This window comes from Saccharopolyspora gregorii (assembly GCF_024734405.1).
Taxonomy (GTDB): Bacteria; Actinomycetota; Actinomycetes; order Mycobacteriales; family Pseudonocardiaceae; genus Saccharopolyspora_C; species Saccharopolyspora_C gregorii.
Genome location: NZ_CP059556.1, coordinates 947,805 through 965,295 on the forward strand (window position 1 = coordinate 947,805; position 17,491 = coordinate 965,295).

Sequence of the window (17,491 nt, forward strand, 5' to 3'; positions counted from 1 at the left end):
GACGCCAGGTGTCCCACGACGAGAAATCAACCGCGACGACCGGTGCCACCGACGCCACCCGGGCCTCGGAGGAGGCGCAGGGCAGGCTGGGGCCGGGCGACCGCGAACGCAACTGGAACAGGCTGGGCTCGGAGGAGTTCGACGTCGTCGTGATCGGCGGCGGCGTCACCGGCGCCGGCGCCGCGCTCGACGCGGCCACCCGCGGGCTGCGGGTCGCCCTCGTCGAGGCGCGCGACCTGGCCGCCGGCACGTCCAGCCGCTCCAGCAAGCTCTTCCACGGCGGCCTGCGCTACCTGGAGCAGCTGGAGTTCTCGCTGGTCCGCGAGGCCCTGCGGGAGCGGGAGCTGATGCTGACCCGGCTCGCGCCGCACCTGGTGAAGCCGGTGCCGTTCCTCTACCCGCTCAGCCACCGCGTGTGGGAGCGGCCGTACACCGCGGCCGGGCTGCTGATGTACGACACGATGGGCGGCGCCCGCTCGGTGCCCGGGCAGAAGCACCTGTCCCGGGCCGGTGCGCTGCGGATGGTGCCCGCGCTCAAGCGGGACGCGCTGATCGGCGGCATCCGCTACTACGACGCGCAGGCCGACGACGCCCGCCACACCATGACCGTGGCTCGCACCGCGGCCCGCTACGGCGCCGTCGTCGCGACCTCCACCCAGGTCACGGGCTTCCTGCGGGAGGCCGACCGGGTCGCGGGCGTGCGGCTGCGCGACGTCGAGACCGGCGCCGAGACCGAGGTCCGCGCCCAGACGGTGATCAACGCGACCGGGGTGTGGACCGACGAGCTGCAGCGCCTCTCCGGCAGCCGCGGCCGGTTCCGGGTCCGCGCCAGCAAGGGCGTGCACATCGTGGTGCCGCGGGACCGCATCGTCTCCGAGGCGGGGATGATCCTGCGCACCGAGAAGTCCGTGCTGTTCGTCGTGCCGTGGGGCGGCCACTGGATCGTGGGCACCACCGACACCGACTGGAACCTGGACCTCGCGCACCCGGCGGCGACGAAGAAGGACATCGACTACATCCTGGAGCACGTCAACACGGTGCTCGCCACGCCGCTGACGCACGCCGACATCGAAGGCGTGTACGCGGGGCTGCGGCCGCTGCTGGCGGGGGAGAGCGACGAGAGCTCCAAGCTGTCCCGGGAGCACGCGGTCGCCCGCGTCGCGCCCGGCCTGGTCGCCATCGCCGGTGGCAAGTACACGACCTACCGGGTGATGGCCGCCGACGCGGTGGACGCGGTGGCGCCGGACCTGTCCGGCCGGGTCGCGTCCTCCATCACCGACCAGGTGCCGCTGCTCGGCGCCGACGGCTACCACGCGCTGGTGAACCAGGCCGACCAGATCGCGTCCGCGCACGGCGTGCACCCGTACCGGATCCGGCACCTGCTGGACCGCTACGGCTCGCAGGTGCACGAGGTGCTCGCGGCCACCGCGGACCGGCCGGAGCTGCTCAAGCCCGTCCCCGGCGCCTCGGCCTACCTGCAGGCCGAAGTGGTGTACGCGTGCACCCACGAGGGCGCGCTGCACCTGGAGGACGTGCTGACCCGGCGCACCCGCATCTCCATCGAGTACCCGCACCGCGGGGTGGAATCGGCGGAGCCGGTGGCGCGGCTGATGGCCGACGTGCTCGGCTGGGACGAGGAGCGCGTCGCCCGCGAGGTCGAGGTGTACACCGCCCGCGTCGAGGCCGAGCGGGACTCGCAGACGCAGCCCGACGACGAAGCCGCGGACGCGAAGCGCTCCGCCGCCCCCGAGGTGCGGGACCGCATCGAGGAACCCATCGCCTGATCGCAGCGACCAGGTGGCCACGGGCCGCTCGTCCACCCGGACGGGCGGCCCGTTCCGCGTCAGCGGGCCAAATCGGTCAGCAGCTCGTCGACGTGGGCGATCATCCGGCGGGTGTCGGCGGGCGAGACGGTGCTCCAGGAATCACCGGACGGCGAATCCCGGCGCAGCTGCGCGTACCGGCCGTGCGGGGTGTCGAAGAACCCCACGACCCGCGGCGCCCGCACCCGGCGGCCCAGCCGGTCCCGGGCGGCGGCGCCGAACTGCCCGCGCGCCCCGGCCTCGCGGACCATCGAGGTGAGCATCTCCGCGTCGTCGCCGCGCACGCCGCGGCGGACCAGCTCGCCCGCCAGCGCTTCGGCGTTCCCGCCGGTCGCGGCCGCGGCGGCGTCCAGGTCGGCGCTGCGCACCGTCACCGATCGGCCCGGCCCGGCGCCGAGCACCGGCAGCACCGAGGCCACCTCCCGGACCAGTCCGGCGGCCGACACCGGCCGCAACGTCAGCGCGTCCTCGTCCTTGACGACCAGCACCGCGTCCGCTCCGCTGCCGTCCGGCACGCCGGCGGCGGCGAGCACCCGGAGGCTGCGGTCGAACCAGGTCCGTCCGTCCACTTCGGACTCCGGGTGCGCGAGCAGCCGCAGCATCCGGTCCAGCGCCGGGTCCAGCTCGCGGCGGTCGCCGAGCTGCTTGGCGCTCATCGACCGCCACGCCGAGTCCGCCAGCTCCGCCCGCTCCGTCCAGGTGCGACCCGGCGAGGGCACCCGCAGCACCAGCGGCATCGTCTCCAACCCCAGGTGCTCGACGAGCACGTCGAACTCCAACGCGGACAGCCGGACCGGGCCGGCACCCGCGAGTGCCGAACCGCCGATCATTGACCGGGATCTCCGCCGATGACCGGCCGGGACAGGGTCTGCGGTGCGTCGAAGAAGCCGGTGCTGCCGCCGACCTGCTCGGTCACCGAGCGGTCCACCGCGTCGTCGTCGCGGCGCCGCGCCCGGCCCCCGCCGGAACCGGTCGGGTGCGTGCCGCGGCCGCGCTCGCCGCCGCGCCCCGCCGTACCGCGCGCGGGCTGCCTGCGCGCGCCGCCGGGGGTGGTCGCCGAACCGGTGCCGCCGCGCGGAGCGGGCACCGGGGCGCCCGCCCAGCTGATCGTGATGTTCGGCTGCTGCAGGCCCTTCGCCGCGCCCGGCGGGGGGACGTGCGCGTCCACGACCACCTGCGGCGGCGGCGCGAAGGAGGCCAGCGAGGTCGTGTTGGCCCGGGTGGAGGCCTCGTAGGTGCGCATCACCTCGAACGCGCGCTGCTCGGCGGCGTCCCGGCGGGACTCCTGCACCTCGTAGTCGGTCTGCCCGCCGAACAGGTGCACCAGCCCGGTGATCGCGGTGCCCGGGTCCTCGGTGGTCAGCGGCTGCGGCTGCGGCATGTCGGCGCGGGCCTTGCCGACGAACGAGGCCTGCTGCTCGGTGCGGTCCCGCATCGACTCGGCGGCCTGCTGCGCCTGCACGGCCCACTCGCCCAGCGGGCGGATCCCGCCGCGGGCGTTGTCGGCGGCTTCGCCCTGCCAGCCGGACATCGCGGAGCTCAGCGCGGCGGCGAGATCGCCGTCGATCTCGCCGAGGGTGCGGGTCAGCTCGCTCCAGCGGCGCACCGAATCGGTCGACGCGTCCGCGCCGGGGCCCTGGTGGATCTGCTCGTAGAGCTCCTCGTGGCGGTACCCCTGCCAGCGGTGGTCGCTCATCGGGTCGCGCCTCCCGTCGCACCGGTCACGGTCAGCACCCTCCCCCGAGCCGCACCGCGTTCACGTCGTCGGTGTCCTGGTAGTGCTGGTTGGCCAGCTGCAGGGACTCGGCGGCCGATTGCAGCTGGTCGCGGTAGCCGCACAGCGCGGTCAGCGCGTCCTGGTCGCCGCCGACCGAGCGCTCGTTGAACTGCTCGGCGGCGGTGCTGCTGATCGGGTCGCCGGCCCACGGCCGGATGCGCAGCTCGGTGATCGCGTGCTCGATCTCCACACCGACCTGGTCCAGCGAGGACTGCAAGGCGTTCACGAGGCTCGGGATGGCGGCGGGTTCGACGCGCATGGAGCCACCGGTGCCGGGGGTTCCCGGTAGGGCGGTGGAATCCGGCGAGCCGTCCCCCGACGGCGAGTACAGCGGCACGGGGTTTCCCTCCCACGGGTAAGACGTCCGCGCTCACTCTAATCACTATTCATCACCGTGGGGAGTGCTCCAAACGCGGTGAGTATCAACGCGGTTGGGCCGCGGGGTCCAGTCGCGTTGCGCCGGACGCCCGCGATCACTCCGTCGGACGGGGGCTCATCAGCGGCTCCGAGGAGCCGCTCGTGGACCCGTCCGCGGAGGGATCCGCGGACGTGGTGGCGGATTCCGAGGTCTCCGGCGCCGGGTCGGCCAGCGAGGCCACCGCGTTCTCGGCGACCAGCTGCGCCCCTTGGCACAGGGCGTCCAGCGGCGGCGCGGGCTGCCCGCCGTCGTCGCGGTAGAGCACGTCGAGGTGCTCGCCCTCGGCGAGGTCCACCGCCACGTTGCAGGACAGGTCCAGGTCCGGGGTCTTGATCACCAGCGCCGGGAAGCCGTGCACCACCACCGGGGTCGCCTGCACCTGCGCGGTGTCGTCCGTCCACACGCTCATCGACTCGGTGGTGATCAGCGACAACCGCGCCCCGACCTTCGCGGTGGTGTTGCGGAAGCTGCACGTGGGCGCGTCGCCGAAGCCGCCCTCGGTGTCGGCCAGCGGGTCGCGGTCGAACCCGAGCTGCCCGCGCTGCGCGGCGGTGAGCAGTTCGCACGGGTCCACACCGGACATGCTCAGCTCGTAGGGGCGCGGCGGCGGTGGCGGGGGCGTGCTGGTGGTGGGGGTGTGCGGCACGGGCGGCGGCGGTGCGGGCGTCTCCGCGGCGGGCTCGGAGCGGAGGAAACCGCATCCGGAGAGGGTGAGCAGCGCCGCAGCGCACACCCCGCCCAGCCGCATGGCCGACGTCCGGCCGTTCCGCGCCGAGGCGGTCCGCGAGCTCTGCATGGGATTCACCGTAACGAAAGCGGCGGCCCGCCCGGGGCAACTCCGGGGGCGTGCCGCGCGGAGATCGCCCGGGTGACCGGCCCGTCGGCCCGGTTCGGGCGCTCGGACGAGGCGTTCGTCCGGCACCGGGCCGAGCGGGGGGAGCGGGGTGCCGCTGTTCGGGCGCCGGGTGCGGGAACCCCGGCGTGCGGCGGGAACTGGCTGGTTCTCGCCAGTCGGCGGCGCCGGTCACCGCCTGCGGGCCACCCAGGCGATGAGGAAGATCGCGAGGAAGCCGAGCAGCCACAGGTCCCTGGTCACCACGACCAGCACCAGCAGCAGAGCGGCACCGCCGAGGCCGAGCAGCACTTCCGCCCGGGGCCGGGTGCGGGCCGGTCGCCTGCCGGGAGCCCAGGTCGCGCCGCTCGCGGGCGTGGTGTCGGGCAGGTCCCGGAACAGCGCGTCCAGGTCGTCGCCGCTGCGGGCCGCGACCACCCGGGCGCAGCGCTCGTCGTACTCGACGAGGTCCAGCCTGCCCGAGGTCAGGTGCTCGCCGAGCAGCGCGATCGCGGTTTCGCGTTCGGCATCGCCGATCCGCAGTTTCCGGTCCCTCGCACGCACTCCGCCATCCTAGGGCCCGCGCTTCCCGGCGCCGACGTCCCGGACCGGACCTACCGGGCGAACGGCCCGTCCGGCCCGGAGGGCGGGCCGCTCGTCCCCGCGTGCCGGCACGGGGACGAGCGGCCGGAGCATCACGCCTTGGCGGTCAGCAGCGGCGGGTCGGACGGGGCGTTGAGCACCTCGTCGTCGATGAGGCCCTCGCCGCGGGCGACGACGGTCGGCACCACGATCTGCCCGGCCACGTTGGTCGCGGTCCGCGCCATGTCCATGATCGGGTCGACCGCGTAGGCGACGGCGATGCCGGTCGCCACCACCTCCGGCGGGAAGCCGAGCGCGCTCACGGTGAGGGTGAGCATCGTGAACCAGCCGGTGACCCCGGCGGTGGCGATGGAGCCGAACACGGCGACCGCCACGATCGTCAGGTACTGCACGACGCCCAGCTGGATGCCGAACAGGTTCGCGATGAAGATCGCGCCGACCGCGGGGTAGATCGCCGCGCACCCGTCCATCTTGGTCGTGGTGGCCAGCGGCACCGCGAAGTTCGCGTACGAGCTGCTGACGCCCAGGTTCTCGGCGGTCTGCCTGCTCAGCGGCAGGCTCGCGCCGGAGGAGCGGGACACGAACGCGAACTGCAGCACCGTCCACGCCTTCGCGAAGAACGTCGCCGGGCTCACCTTCGCCACGAACCGCAGCAGCACCGGGTACACCACGAACAGCACCAGCGCGCAGCCGGCGTAGGTGGCGCCGATCAGCTTGAGCAGCGGTGCGAAGAACTCGTTGCCGTAGGTGGCGACCGCGTTGCCGATCAGGCCGAGGGTGCCGATCGGGGCGAGCCGGATGATCCAGCCCAGCACTCGCTGGATCACCTCGAACAGCGAGCGGTTGAAGTCCACGAACGGCTTCGCCGTGTCACCGAGGCTGTAAGCGGCGGCGCCGATGATGAGCGCCACGAACACCACCTGCAGCGTCTCGCCCTCGGAGAAGGCGCTGACCAGGTTGCTCGGGATCAGCCCGTTGACCAGGTCGAGCCAGGAGCCCTGCGTCTTCTCCCCGATGGACTTCAGCCGCTCCGGGTCGGGTTCGAGCACCAGGCCCTGCCCGGGCTGCACGAGCCGTCCCACCGCGATGCCGATGACCACGGCGATCAGCGAGGTGATCGCGAACCACAGCGCGGTCTTCCCGCCGAGCCGGGCCGCGGTCCGGCCGCCGCCGACCGAGCGCAGGCTGGTGATGCCCACGACGATCGCCGTGAAGATCAGCGGCAGCACGGTGAACGTGAGCAGGTTGGTGAACGTGGAGCCGATCGTGTCCAGCGTCGTGATCAGCCACTGGGCGTCGGTCGCCTTCGCGATCCAGCCCAGCAGCGCGCCGACGACCAGGGAGGCGACGACCGCGACGGCGAACAACCGCGGGTTGAACCGGGGCCGTCGCCGTTCGGGCTCGGGGGAGGTGGACACGGGCATCTCCTGACTGCGTGGTCCGGGTGGCGCGGGACGCGCCGGGGAGGATCGCTCGCGGGCTTCGCCCGGGCGGGGAGGTGCGCGGGCGGTGCGATCGGCCGGAATCGGCGCGGATCAGGTCGGTGCCGGAGCGCGCCGCGGGCGCGGGACCGGGGTTCGCCGCCCGCTCAGGGACAAGCGCTGCTGGCCTGCCGTCGCAGATCGACGTGCAGGCGTGAAGTCAGGTAACGCCGCTGAGCTCCCATCGCGGACAGTTCTAACCCGCGGTTCGGTCCAGACCATCCCGAATTAACCGAATTGTGTTCGCGTTCACCGGCGGAACGGCGGAATTCGGCCCACCCGGCGGAATTCGGCCACGAACCGCGCCGGAGCGGTCACTCCCGGAGATCAGGAGCGCTGCCACAGCTCCGCCACGCCGACGCCCACCTCGGCGAGCAGGGTGCGGGTCAGCGGCAGGCTGATGCCGATCACGCTCGACGGGTCACCGTCCACGCCCTCCACGAACCAGCCGCCGAGGCCGTCCAAGGTGAACCCGCCCGCCACCCGCAGCGGCTCGCCGGAGTCCACGTAGGCCGCCAGCTCCGCCTCGCTCGGTTCCGCGAAGCGCACCACCGTCGTCTTGTGCGCGTGCGCCCGGGACACCACCTCGCCGTCGCGCAGCCGCACCACCGCGTGCCCGGTGAGCAGTTCGCCGCTGCCGCCGGCCATCGCGCGCCAGCGCTTCAGCGCGATCTCCGGGTCGTGCGGCTTGCCGACGACCTCGCCGTGGATGGACAGCATCGAATCGCAGCCGACGACCACCGCGTCCCCGCCGATCTCCGGCAGCACCGCGTCGGCCTTCGCCAGCGCCAGCGCGGTCACCAGCTCCGCGGGCGACGGGTCCGGCAGCGCGGCGGCCACCGCGTCCTCGTCCACGCCGGACACCTGCACGGCGGGATCGATCCCGGCGGCGCGCAGCACGGCGAGTCGGGCGGGGGACGCGGAGGCGAGGACGAAGCGCACGCGGCGACTGTAGCCGCGCCCCGCGGCGGGACCTGAGGGCGGCCCGTTGCCCGCTTCGGCGTCGCCTGGACAGGCCGAACGGCCGAGCCGCAAGCCTGTGCGGTGCGGTTTCGTGCGTTCACAGGGAATGCCATAGCTCTAATGGCGGTGCCTGGTTCAGGTGGAAGATTCCTAATGTCCTTCTCGCGGACACCTCCGGCGACGGCCGGACGAGACCGCGGGCGGGGAGCTCTCCTCGCCGGTTCCACCCCTTCGCAGTGGATCCACGCCTCCTCCCGGCCCGCGGGCCGGACACCGCTCTCCTCCAGCGCGGACGCCCCCCGTTCGCCTGACCCCGCGCGTCCCCGGAGCGCCGATCACGCCCCGCCGCGCGGCTCGCCCCATTCCGCAAGCACCGGATATCGAGGGAGATCGAAAGATGAGCCGGAAGCGAACCCTTCGCCTGGCGAGCGCCGCGCTGCTCGTCGCGGGCACCGCGACCGCGGCGATCAGCCCCGCCGTCACGGCCTCGCCGCTGGACCCCGACCTGCTCGCCGCCGTGCAGCGCGACCTCGGCCTCACCGAGCAGCAGGCCCGCACCCGCCTCGCGCAGGAGGACACCGCACGGCGGCTCGACGAGACGTTGAGCCGATCACTGGGCGGCAGCTTCGGCGGCGCCTACTTCGACGCGGCGAGCGGCGCGCTCGTCGTCGGCGTCACGGACGCCGCGAAGATCGCCGAAGTGGAGGAAGCCGGCGCCACCGCCCGGGTGGTGCGGCACAGCAGCGCCGAGCTCGACGCCGCCGTCGCCGCCCTCGACCGCGCCGAGGCGTCCGCCCCGGCGTCCATCACCGGCTGGTACGTGGACGAACGGGCCAACACCGTCGTCGTCGACGTGCAGGCCGCGCTGCGCGACGCCGCCACCGACGGCTACCTCGCCGAGACCACCGGGAACGCGCCGGTGCGGGTCGACGAGGTCACCGAGGCGCCGCGCACGCTCTACGACCTCGTCGGCGGCGACGCCTACTACATGGGCGGCGGGCGCTGCTCGGTCGGCTTCCCGGTGCGCACCTCCAGCGGCGCGTCCGGCATGGTCACCGCCGGGCACTGCGGGACCCGCGGCACCTCCGCCTCCGGCTACAACCAGGTCGCCCTCGGCTCGTTCCAGGGGTCCTCGTTCCCCGGCAACGACTACGCGTGGGTGTCGGCGAACGGCAACTGGACCGCCCGCGGCCTGGTGAACATGTACAACGGCAGCGGCCGGGCCGTCTCCGGGCACAGCACCGCGCCGACCGGGTCCTCGGTGTGCCGCTCCGGCTCCACCACCGGCTGGCACTGCGGTTCGGTGCAGGCGCTGAACCAGACCGTCCGCTACGCGGAGGGCTCGGTCAGCGGGCTCACCCAGACCAACGTGTGCGCCGAGCCCGGTGACTCCGGTGGTTCGTTCATCAGCGGCAACTCGGCCCAGGGCATGACCTCGGGCGGGTCCGGCAACTGCTCGTCCGGCGGCACCACGTACTTCCAGCCGGTCGGGGAAGCGCTCAGCGCCTACGGCCTGAGCCTCGTCACGAACTGATCCGGGGGAACGGCCCGTTCGACCGAGCGCATCGGGCGAACGGGCCGCTCGTCCCGTTCCGGGTCAGGCGCCGTCGCGGTTGAGCAGCACCCGCGGTTCGGCGGGGAGCCGGTCCGGGCGGACCGCGGCCGTCCCGGTCGGGGCGCGGTCGAGTCCCGCGTCCCGGACCGCGGCGGCGCCGCCGACGACCGGCAGCGACACCGAGGTGCCCGCCAGCCCGACCTCGACCCGGCCCGGTTCGGCCGGTGCCTGGATGAACGCGGAATCGGTCCCGCCGACGACCAGTCCCAGCCGGTGCCCGGCGGGGATCACGTGGTCGGTGGTGGCCAGCCGGAACGTCATCTCGTACGGCGTGCCCGGCGTCAGCGGCGACTCCTCGGACAGCGATCCGTGGTTGGCCAGGTCGGCCCAGCCGCGGGACAGCACCTGGTAGTCGACGTCCGCGGTGGTGGCCTCGGTGTCCCGGTAGCAGGCGTCGTCGCCCTCGCGGCTCTCGCCCCAGCAGGACTCCGAGTCCAGGGTGCGGATGCCTTCGCCCTCGCCGAGCGCGTCCCGCGTGGTGGCGGGGCCGTAGTCGACGAGCACCGCCGACAGGTGCGCGGTCGGCGTCGCGGGCGTCGCGGTCACCGAGATCGAGCCGGTGCCTGCCAGCCGCAGGTCCTGCTCCAGCGGGGCGGTGGTGAACAGCGCGCGGGCCGGGGAGGCCTGGTCGGGCTCGCGCGCCCAGTCGTACTCGTCCTGCGCCGGGTCGTCGGTGAACGCGGCGCGCGCGTCGGCCGGGGCCGGTTCCGAGGTGAGCCCGCCGAGCCCGTCGGTGTCGCCGGGGACCGGGTGCAGCGTGGTCGGGGTCGCGGACTCGCCGGACCAGGACGCCTCGTCGGACCACTCGTCCGGGGCGCGTTCCACGCTGGCGGCCGGTTCGGCGTCGATCCCGTTGTCCATGCCGAGCAGCTCGTGGTCGAACCAGCGGTGCAGGGTGTCCACCCACTCCGCGCGGCGGAAGTCGAACGGGTCGACGTGGCCGGTCTGGCTCAGCCACACCTTGCGCGGCACGTCGTTCGCGGCCAGCGCGTCCCACCACTGCCCGAACTGGATCATCTTCACGTTGAGGTCGTTGCGGCCGTGCACGGCGAACACGCTGGCCCGCACGTTCGCGGCGTCGGCCGCGTGGTCGCGTTCGGCCCACAGGTCGGTGACGTCGCCGTTGGCGGGCGCGCCCTCGTCGAGCCGCTGCTTGACCGGCGCGCACTCCGGCCGGCCGCCCTCCTCGACGGTCTCGGCGAGCCCGCGCGGGTCCGCGCCGAAGGACACGCCGTCGGAGCGGTAGTAGTCGTACCAGGAGCTGATCGCCCCGATCGGCACGATCGTGCGCAGGCCCGCCACCCCGGTCGCGGCGACGCCGTTGGCGATCGTCCCGTCGTAGGACTTGCCGATCATGCCGACGGCGCCGGTGGACCAGCCCGCACCGACCTCGGCGCCGCCGGTGGCCGCGTCGTAGCCCTTCGCGCGGCCGTTCAACCAGTCGACCACCGCCTTCGCCGAGCCCACGTCGGACGGGCCGCCGACGTCCACGCAGCCCTGCGAGCGGTTGGTGCCCGCCAGGTCCACGAGCACCGTCGCGTAGCCGCGCGGCACGAAGTAGTTGTCGTAGAACAGCGGGAACCCGACCGGCCGGCCCTCGTCGTCGTAGGTCTTGAGCTCGTTCTCGTTGCCGCGGCCGCAGCACGAGTAGTACGGACTCGCATCCATGATCACCGGGACGGGCCCGTCGGTCCGCGGCCGCGCGATGTCCACCGCGACCCGGTCGGTCGCGCCGTCCGCGTCACCGTCCAGGCCGGTGTCCACCCAGACGGTTTCGCGCACCGGGTCGGCGGCGAACACCGGTTCGCTGCGCGGTGCGTCCGGTGCCGGTGCCGGGGCTGGGGCTGGGGCTGGTGGCGGTTGCGGGGCGGCGACCGCGGGGGTCGCGGTCAGCGCGAGCAGCGCGCCGCAGAGCACGGACGCCGGGGCGCGCCACCCTCGGGTTCCGGGGCGCGGGGAGCGGGAAGTCGGCACGGTCACCTCCGATGATCTCGCGGAACACTAAGCGGCGAGATCAACGCCGTGCCACGGCCGAAAGTGTGGCGCGACGCGGGGGAGGGGTGAACCGGCGGGTTCGTCCGGCGGCGACGCGGCGCGGCCCGGCTAGCTCGGGTCCTCCGGGCGCCGGTGCGCGCCGGACCGGAGGTGGATCGTGAACGTGCTGCCCGCGCCCACCTCGCTGCGCACGTCGATGCGGCCACCGTGGGCCCGCACCAGGTGGTGCGTGATGGCGAGGCCGAGGCCGCTGCCGCCCGCAGCCCGGTTCCTCGACTTCTCGGCCCGCCAGAAGCGGTCGAAGACGTGCGGCAGCGACTCCGCGTCGATGCCGGTGCCCGTGTCCGCGACCTCGAGCAGCACCTCGTCGCCGGTGCTGCGGGCCCGCAGCTCCACCCGGCCGCCCGGCGGCGTGTGGTGCACCGCGTTCGACACCAGGTTGCCCAGCGACTGCCGCAGCCGCGTCGGGTCGGCCCGCAGGTCCGGCTCGCCGTCCACGTGCACGCCCAGTTCGACGCCGACGGCCGTCGCCCCGCCCCGGTGCGCCGCCGCGACCTGGTCCAGGACGGACCGCACGTCCACCGGCTCCGGGTGCACGCGCAGCTTCCCCGCGTCGGCGAGCGCGAGGTCCTGCAAGTCGTCGATGAGGTGCTGCAGCAGCACCGTCTCCTCGAGCAGCGACGCCACCAGCGGCGGGTCGAGCTCGGCGACGCCGTCCTGCACGGCCTCCAGCCATCCGCGCACGTTGACCAGCGGTGTCCGCAGCTCGTGCGCTACGTCGCTGACCATCGTCCGGCGCTGCCGCTCCGAGGTCTCGATCCGCGCCGACATCGTGTTGAACGCCGCCGCCAGCTCACCGATCTCCCCCTGCGCGCCCGTCTCGACCTGGACGGAGCGGTCACCGTCGCCCATCCTCCTGGCCGCGCTGGTGAGCGCGTGGATCGGGCGGACGAGCCTGCCCGCCGCGAACGCCGCGACGCCGATCGTCACGACGAGGACGGCCAGCGCCGTCCACACGATCTGCGACACGCGCACCGTGGACAGGTCCGCCGCGGCGACGTTGCCGTCGGGCCGCGTGATGTACAGCTGCGCGGCGGGCGCGACGTAGGGCCCGAGCTGCTCCCGCCGCGCGGTGTCGACGCACCGCTTCGCGTCGGGGCCGGTGGTCAGCTCGTCCGGTGCGGTCAGCGCGAGGGCATCGACGGGCAGCGGTCCGCTGCCCTGCCGGGCGAGGCACGCGTTCACGAGTTCCAGCAGGGTCTCGTTCGCGTCGCGCTCGGTCTGCGTCGTCGGCGGCGGGCCGGCGCAGACGTCGTCCCGCCAAGCCGGGGAGTCCTCGGCGGTGGCCCGCGCGGTGCCCTCGGCCGCGTGCCGGGACGAGCGCTGCTCGGCCGCCCGCGGCGCCGCCGACGGGGTCACGGGCGTGACCGCCGCGCGCCCGTTGGGCCGTTCGACGATCACGCCGTCCTCGCCGTACCTGCGCACGCACGCCAACTGCGCCTGTGCGCTGCGGCGCAGCCGCTCGCGCTCGACCTCGGTGAGCCGGTACGGCCCGACGGCGCGCGCGTCGATGCCCGACGCCGTGGCGCCGGGGTTGAGCGCCGCGTCCACGGCGAGCGGATCGACCACCGCGGACGGGGTGCGCGGCAGGCCGACGCCCGGCGCGCCGCCCGAGTCGGCGATGGTCGCCCGCGTCGTGGTCGTCACCGTGACCCTGCGGCCGGTGCTCGTGGCCAGATCGTCGACGAGCCGCTGCACCCCCGGCCACCGCGGGTGCGTCGCGGCGTAGCCGAGGAGCGAATCGTAGATCTCCGCATCGTCGGCCAGCGTCTCGCCGAGCTCGCGGTTGATGGCGCCGCTCGTGCTCTGCGCGGCCAGCCACGCCGTCGCACCGATCGAGCAACCCGCGACGACCACGGCCATCACGAGCAGCCGGGTGAGCAGGCCGTGCCCGCTACGCCGGAGCGGCATCGGCCGAACCGCCCCGCAGCTTGTAGCCGACCCCGTACACGGTGAGCAGGAGGACCGGCTTGCGCGGGTCGGGTTCGAGCTTGCGGCGCAGGTTCATGACGTGGACGTCGATCGTGCGCTCGGTGCCGAACCTGTCCACGTCGAACGCCCGGCTGAGCAATTGGCCGCGGCTGAACACCCGACCCGGCTCCGCGGCCAGCACCGCGAGGACGCGGAACTCCGCGGGTGTGCAGTCCAGCAGTTCCCCGGCCAGCGCGACCTCGTGCCGTGCCACGTCGATCGTGAGCGCACCGACCTGCAGCACCTGCGGCTCCAGGCGCTTCTTCCGGCCGGACCGGCGCAGCACGGCGCGGACGCGGGCGGCGAGCTGGCGCGGGCTGTACGGCTTGGTGACGTAGTCGTCGGCGCCGAGGTCGAGCCCGAGCAGCTCGTCGTCCTCCGTGGTCCGCGCGGTGAGCAGGACGATCGCCAACTCGGACTCGGCGCGCAGCACGCGGCAGACGTCGAGACCGTCGACCTTCGGCATCATCACGTCGAGCAGGGCGAGGTCCGGCGGCTTGCGCCGCGCCTCGTCGATCGCCGCGCGCCCGTCGTGCACGATCCGCACCGCGTGGTGGTCGCGCACCAGGTAGCGGCGGATCAGCTCGGCCTGCTTGGGGTCGTCCTCGGCTACCAGGATCTGTGCGCACACCCGGAGCATTGTCACCGAAGCCGGCGGCCGTCCGACATGACCGGATCGAAAATCGAACAACTTCTTCACGATCACCGAACCGGATCCTGAAAGCGTTCCGGGAGCGTGCACCTCGTCCGGCAAGCAGACACGAGAGGACGCGATCGATGAGGATCAACCGAACTTGCGCGGCCGCCGCGGTGCTCGGGGCGCTGGCGTTGCCGCTGACGGGGACCGTCGGCTGGGCGGACACCGCGGCTCAGGAACGCGACCGGCCGGGGACGAGCGAGCAGGAGCAGGTCTCCGCGCGGGAGCGGGCGGCGGCGGAGCAGCGGGCCGGGCAGGACGCGGAGGGCAGGAGCTCGGCGGAGGGGACCGGTGCGGCCGAGTCCCGCCGCCAGGTCTCGCAACGACCGGTCGGAGCACCCGACACCGGCGGCGGTCCGGCCGGGTGGACCGCCACGCCCGCCTCCCTCGCGGGCGGTGCGGCGGCGGTCGTCGCGGCCGGGGGCGGGGCCGTGCTCCTGCTGCGCCGGCGGCCCGCGGACGAGCGGTGAGGCACGGCGGATGAACACGCGTTCCCGCAGGTGGGGAGGTCGCCGCGCCGCGGCCTCCCCGCTGCCGGTGCTCGTCGCCGTGCTCGCGCTGTCCGGCTGCTCGGCTCACGGGCAGCAGATCGACCTCGCCCCGCGGTCATCGGTCCCGGCGGTGGAGCGCTCGGCCGGGCGACCGCTCCCGGTGTCCGCACCGGCCTGGCTCGACGTGCCGGACATCGGCGCGCGCTCGACGCTGCTCCCCCTGGGGCTGAACGACGACCGCACGGTCGCGGTCCCCTCCGTCCACGAGCCGATGCAGGCCGGCTGGTACCGCTACGGGCCGACGCCCGGCGAGACGGGGCCCGCGGTGGTGCTCGGGCACGTCGACGGCGACGGCCGAGACGGCATCTTCGCCCGCCTGCACCAGCTCGTGCCCGGCGCCGAGGTCCGCGTCGGGCGGTCGGACGGGACCGTCGCGCGGTTCACCGTGACCCGCATCGACCAGGTGCCGAAGGACCGCTTCCCCACCGACGAGGTCTACGGCGACACGACGACGCCCGAGCTGCGGCTGATCACGTGCGGCGGCGCGTTCGACGACGCGGCCGGCAGCTACCGCGACAACATCATCGCCTACGCCCGCCTCACCGAGGTCGGGCCGTGAGCGGCCGTCCCGGGCGGTTCGCGAGGGGTACCGCCCGGGACGGGCGTCGCCGGGGAAGGGGAGCCGGCGGGAAGGGGAACGCCGGGGAGGGGAGCGCCGCGCCCGCGATCGACGTCCCCTCCCGGACGGCCTTCGGTCGCGCGGGCTCCCGGGACCGAGTCCCGCGCACGGCTCGGCCGAACCGGAACCGCACGAGAAGCCAACGAGTTCCTGACATCCGCTCCCTAGCCTGACCGGATGATGACCACGAAGTTGCGGAGCCTGGTGATGGGCTGCGCGGCGCTGGCGACGGGAGCGTCGACCGCCGCACCCGCCACCGCCGAGCCCGCCCCAGCGCCCGTCGTCGAGCACCGCATGGCCACCAGCGCGGCGGAACAACGCGCGGTGCAGGACTACTGGACCCCCGAGCGCATCGCCGCGCTCACCGGAACCCCGTCGGACAACCCGCCCGTGGCCGGTCCGGACGGCGCCCCGTGGACCAGCGGGAACGCCCCGTCCAGGAACGTGGGGCGGTTGTTCTTCACCGACCACGGCGAGGACGCGAGTTGCACCGCGACCGTGGTCGAGGCGGACAACCGCAGCACGATCGTCACCGCCGGGCACTGCGTCCACAACACCGACCTGCTTGGCGAGGACGGCCGGTGGACGGAGCACGTGCTGTTCATCCCCGGCTATCGCGACGGGAAGGCGCCCTTCGGCCGGTTCACCGGCCGGGTCGGGTTCGCCGACGAGACCTGGTTGCACAACGACCAGCAGCACGGCGAGGTGTACGGACCCCACGACCAGGCGTTCGTGGTGCTGAACCCGGACGAGCGCGGGCGGCGGCCGGTGGACGTGATCGGTGTCGCCCAGCGCATCGGCTTCGACGAGCCGGGTGCGGGCGCCGCGACGTCGTTCGGATATCCGCGCGCCTCGTCGGATCCCGCGCGCGACGGTCTACCGGAGTACATCGGCGAGCGCCTCGCCCACTGCTGGGGAACGGCGGCGGAGGCCCCCGGTGCTCCGGGGCGGTGGGGCGTGCCCTGCACCATGGGCGGTGGCGCCAGCGGCGGCCCCCGGATCTCCGGGCTGTCCCCGGAGACCGGCGTGGGCGCGGTCGTCGGCATCAACACCGAAAGCGCCTTCCGCGGCGGTGCCGGGACGGCGTGCCCTCCCGGTGAGCCGGCGGGGTGCACCCGGTACCTCGTGGGGCCGCGGTTCACCACCGAGATCACCGGGCAGCTGTACCGGGCGGCCGAGCGGATCGGGTAGTCCGCCACCCGCGGCGCACTCGACCGCGGCCGCGCCGGTGCGCGCTCGTAACCTGGGGTCATGGTTGCACTGCTCGACGAGGCTGAGCTGCGCAGGCGGCTGGTCGACGAAGGCCCGTACGCGAAGCTCGACGTGGTCACCGTGACCGGATCGACCAACACGGACCTGTCCGCGGCCGCCGCGGCCGGTGCCCCGGACCGCACGCTGCTGTTCGCCGAGGAGCAGCAGGCCGGGCGCGGCCGGATGCGGCGGACCTGGATCTCGCCGCGCGGCTACGGCCTGCACGTGAGCGCGGTGCTGCGGCCCGCGTCGGTGCCGCAGGGCGCGCTCGGCTGGCTGCCGCTGCTCGCGGGGATCGCCCTCGCCGAGGTGGTCCGCGACGCGTGCGGGGTGCCCGCCGCGTTGAAGTGGCCGAACGACCTGCTGCTCGGCGGCGATGACGCCTGGCGCAAGGGCGCCGGGATCCTCGCCGAGGCGGTCAGCACCGCGGACGGGGTGGCGATCGTCGTCGGCATCGGCGTGAACGTGCACCACGGGCCCGGCGAGCTGCCCACCGGGGCGGGCGGGCTGCCCGCGACCTCGCTCGCCGAGCAGGGTGCGGACGTGGACCGGCAGGAGTTCGCGGTGCGGCTGCTGACCGCGCTCGCCGCGGTCGACGATCTGTGGCGCGAGCACGCCGGGGACGTGCTGGCGAGCGGCTTGCTGGACCGCTACCAGCGGTTGTGCGGCACGCTGGGCCAGCAGGTCCGGGTGGAGCTCGGCGGGAACGACCTGCTGGGCACCGCGACCGGGATCGACGCGGACGGGCGCCTGCTGGTGCGCGGCGCCGACGGGGCGGGCACCCCGGTGTCGGCGGGAGACGTGGTGCACCTGCGCCCGCGCTGAGCGATTCGTC

At 74.3% G+C, this 17,491-nt stretch carries 17 protein-coding genes; 6 read left to right on the plus strand and 11 right to left on the minus strand.

What is annotated here, in order from left to right; translation table 11 throughout:
- The first annotated feature begins 86 nt into the window (after positions 1-86).
- Positions 87-1,784 (plus strand): glycerol-3-phosphate dehydrogenase, encoded by a 1,698-nt coding sequence (gene glpD / locus H1226_RS04080; RefSeq protein WP_258349332.1) that lies wholly within the window; start codon positions 87-89, stop codon positions 1,782-1,784.
- A gap of 59 nt (positions 1,785-1,843) precedes the next feature.
- On the opposite strand, the gene H1226_RS04085 is transcribed toward glpD, so the two are convergent.
- The 8 genes from H1226_RS04085 to H1226_RS04115 all read right to left on the minus strand — a co-directional run bounded on the left by H1226_RS04085 (position 1,844) and on the right by H1226_RS04115 (position 7,876).
- On the minus strand, positions 1,844-2,653 hold the full coding sequence (locus H1226_RS04085) for an ESX secretion-associated protein EspG (protein ID WP_258346924.1): 810 nt from the start codon (positions 2,651-2,653) through the stop codon (positions 1,844-1,846).
- The gene (locus H1226_RS04090) at positions 2,650-3,519 is read right to left on the minus strand and encodes a PPE domain-containing protein (protein WP_258346929.1); all 870 of its coding nucleotides are present in this window, start codon (positions 3,517-3,519) and stop codon (positions 2,650-2,652) included. Before H1226_RS04090 ends, H1226_RS04085 begins: the two co-directional genes overlap by 4 nt.
- A 31-nt stretch (positions 3,520-3,550) precedes the next feature.
- Positions 3,551-3,937 (minus strand): hypothetical protein, encoded by a 387-nt coding sequence (locus tag H1226_RS04095; protein WP_225044459.1) that lies wholly within the window; start codon positions 3,935-3,937, stop codon positions 3,551-3,553.
- Positions 3,938-4,073: 136 nt separating this feature from the next.
- Positions 4,074-4,814, minus strand: a complete 741-nt coding sequence (locus H1226_RS04100) for a DUF3558 domain-containing protein (RefSeq protein ID WP_224967651.1) — start codon at positions 4,812-4,814, stop codon at positions 4,074-4,076.
- A 228-nt stretch (positions 4,815-5,042) separates the two neighbouring features.
- Complete coding sequence (locus H1226_RS04105; protein WP_224961859.1) at positions 5,043-5,414, minus strand: DUF1707 SHOCT-like domain-containing protein; 372 nt, start codon at positions 5,412-5,414, stop codon at positions 5,043-5,045.
- 131 nt (positions 5,415-5,545) lie between these two features.
- Complete coding sequence (locus tag H1226_RS04110; RefSeq protein ID WP_258346963.1) at positions 5,546-6,877, minus strand: dicarboxylate/amino acid:cation symporter; 1,332 nt, start codon at positions 6,875-6,877, stop codon at positions 5,546-5,548.
- Positions 6,878-7,041: 164 nt separating this feature from the next.
- On the minus strand, positions 7,042-7,119 hold the full coding sequence (locus H1226_RS28235; protein WP_373690059.1) for a putative leader peptide: 78 nt from the start codon (positions 7,117-7,119) through the stop codon (positions 7,042-7,044).
- 142 nt (positions 7,120-7,261) lie between these two features.
- Positions 7,262-7,876, minus strand: coding sequence for a Maf family protein (locus H1226_RS04115; protein ID WP_258346970.1), 615 nt, complete (start codon positions 7,874-7,876; stop codon positions 7,262-7,264).
- A 418-nt stretch (positions 7,877-8,294) separates the two neighbouring features.
- On the opposite strand from H1226_RS04115, the gene H1226_RS04120 reads away from it, so the two are divergent.
- On the plus strand, positions 8,295-9,431 hold the full coding sequence (locus tag H1226_RS04120) for a S1 family peptidase (protein WP_224961853.1): 1,137 nt from the start codon (positions 8,295-8,297) through the stop codon (positions 9,429-9,431).
- Positions 9,432-9,494: 63 nt separating this feature from the next.
- Here H1226_RS04120 and H1226_RS04125 read toward each other — a convergent pair whose 3' ends face one another.
- The 3 genes from H1226_RS04125 to H1226_RS04135 all read right to left on the minus strand — a co-directional run bounded on the left by H1226_RS04125 (position 9,495) and on the right by H1226_RS04135 (position 14,169).
- Positions 9,495-11,429 carry a Xaa-Pro dipeptidyl-peptidase gene (locus H1226_RS04125; RefSeq protein WP_407074030.1) on the minus strand — a complete coding sequence of 645 codons (1,935 nt, stop codon included), beginning with the start codon at positions 11,427-11,429 and terminating at the stop codon, positions 9,495-9,497.
- Positions 11,430-11,615: 186 nt separating this feature from the next.
- Positions 11,616-13,478, minus strand: coding sequence for a sensor histidine kinase (locus tag H1226_RS04130; protein WP_258346991.1), 1,863 nt, complete (start codon positions 13,476-13,478; stop codon positions 11,616-11,618).
- Positions 13,462-14,169, minus strand: a complete 708-nt coding sequence (locus H1226_RS04135; protein ID WP_258347001.1) for a response regulator transcription factor — start codon at positions 14,167-14,169, stop codon at positions 13,462-13,464. Before H1226_RS04135 ends, H1226_RS04130 begins: the two co-directional genes overlap by 17 nt.
- 146 nt (positions 14,170-14,315) lie before the next feature.
- Here H1226_RS04135 and H1226_RS04140 point away from each other — a divergent pair, with 146 nt between their 5' ends.
- The 4 genes from H1226_RS04140 (at position 14,316) to H1226_RS04155 (ending at position 17,481) form a co-directional block, all read left to right on the plus strand.
- Positions 14,316-14,705 (plus strand): hypothetical protein, encoded by a 390-nt coding sequence (locus H1226_RS04140; protein WP_258347009.1) that lies wholly within the window; start codon positions 14,316-14,318, stop codon positions 14,703-14,705.
- A gap of 10 nt (positions 14,706-14,715) precedes the next feature.
- On the plus strand, positions 14,716-15,345 hold the full coding sequence (locus H1226_RS04145) for a class F sortase (RefSeq protein ID WP_258347029.1): 630 nt from the start codon (positions 14,716-14,718) through the stop codon (positions 15,343-15,345).
- A gap of 237 nt (positions 15,346-15,582) precedes the next feature.
- Positions 15,583-16,596 (plus strand): trypsin-like serine peptidase, encoded by a 1,014-nt coding sequence (locus H1226_RS04150; protein ID WP_258347036.1) that lies wholly within the window; start codon positions 15,583-15,585, stop codon positions 16,594-16,596.
- 60 nt (positions 16,597-16,656) lie between these two features.
- Positions 16,657-17,481 (plus strand): biotin--[acetyl-CoA-carboxylase] ligase, encoded by an 825-nt coding sequence (locus tag H1226_RS04155; RefSeq protein ID WP_258347052.1) that lies wholly within the window; start codon positions 16,657-16,659, stop codon positions 17,479-17,481.
- Positions 17,482-17,491 lie beyond the last annotated feature (10 nt).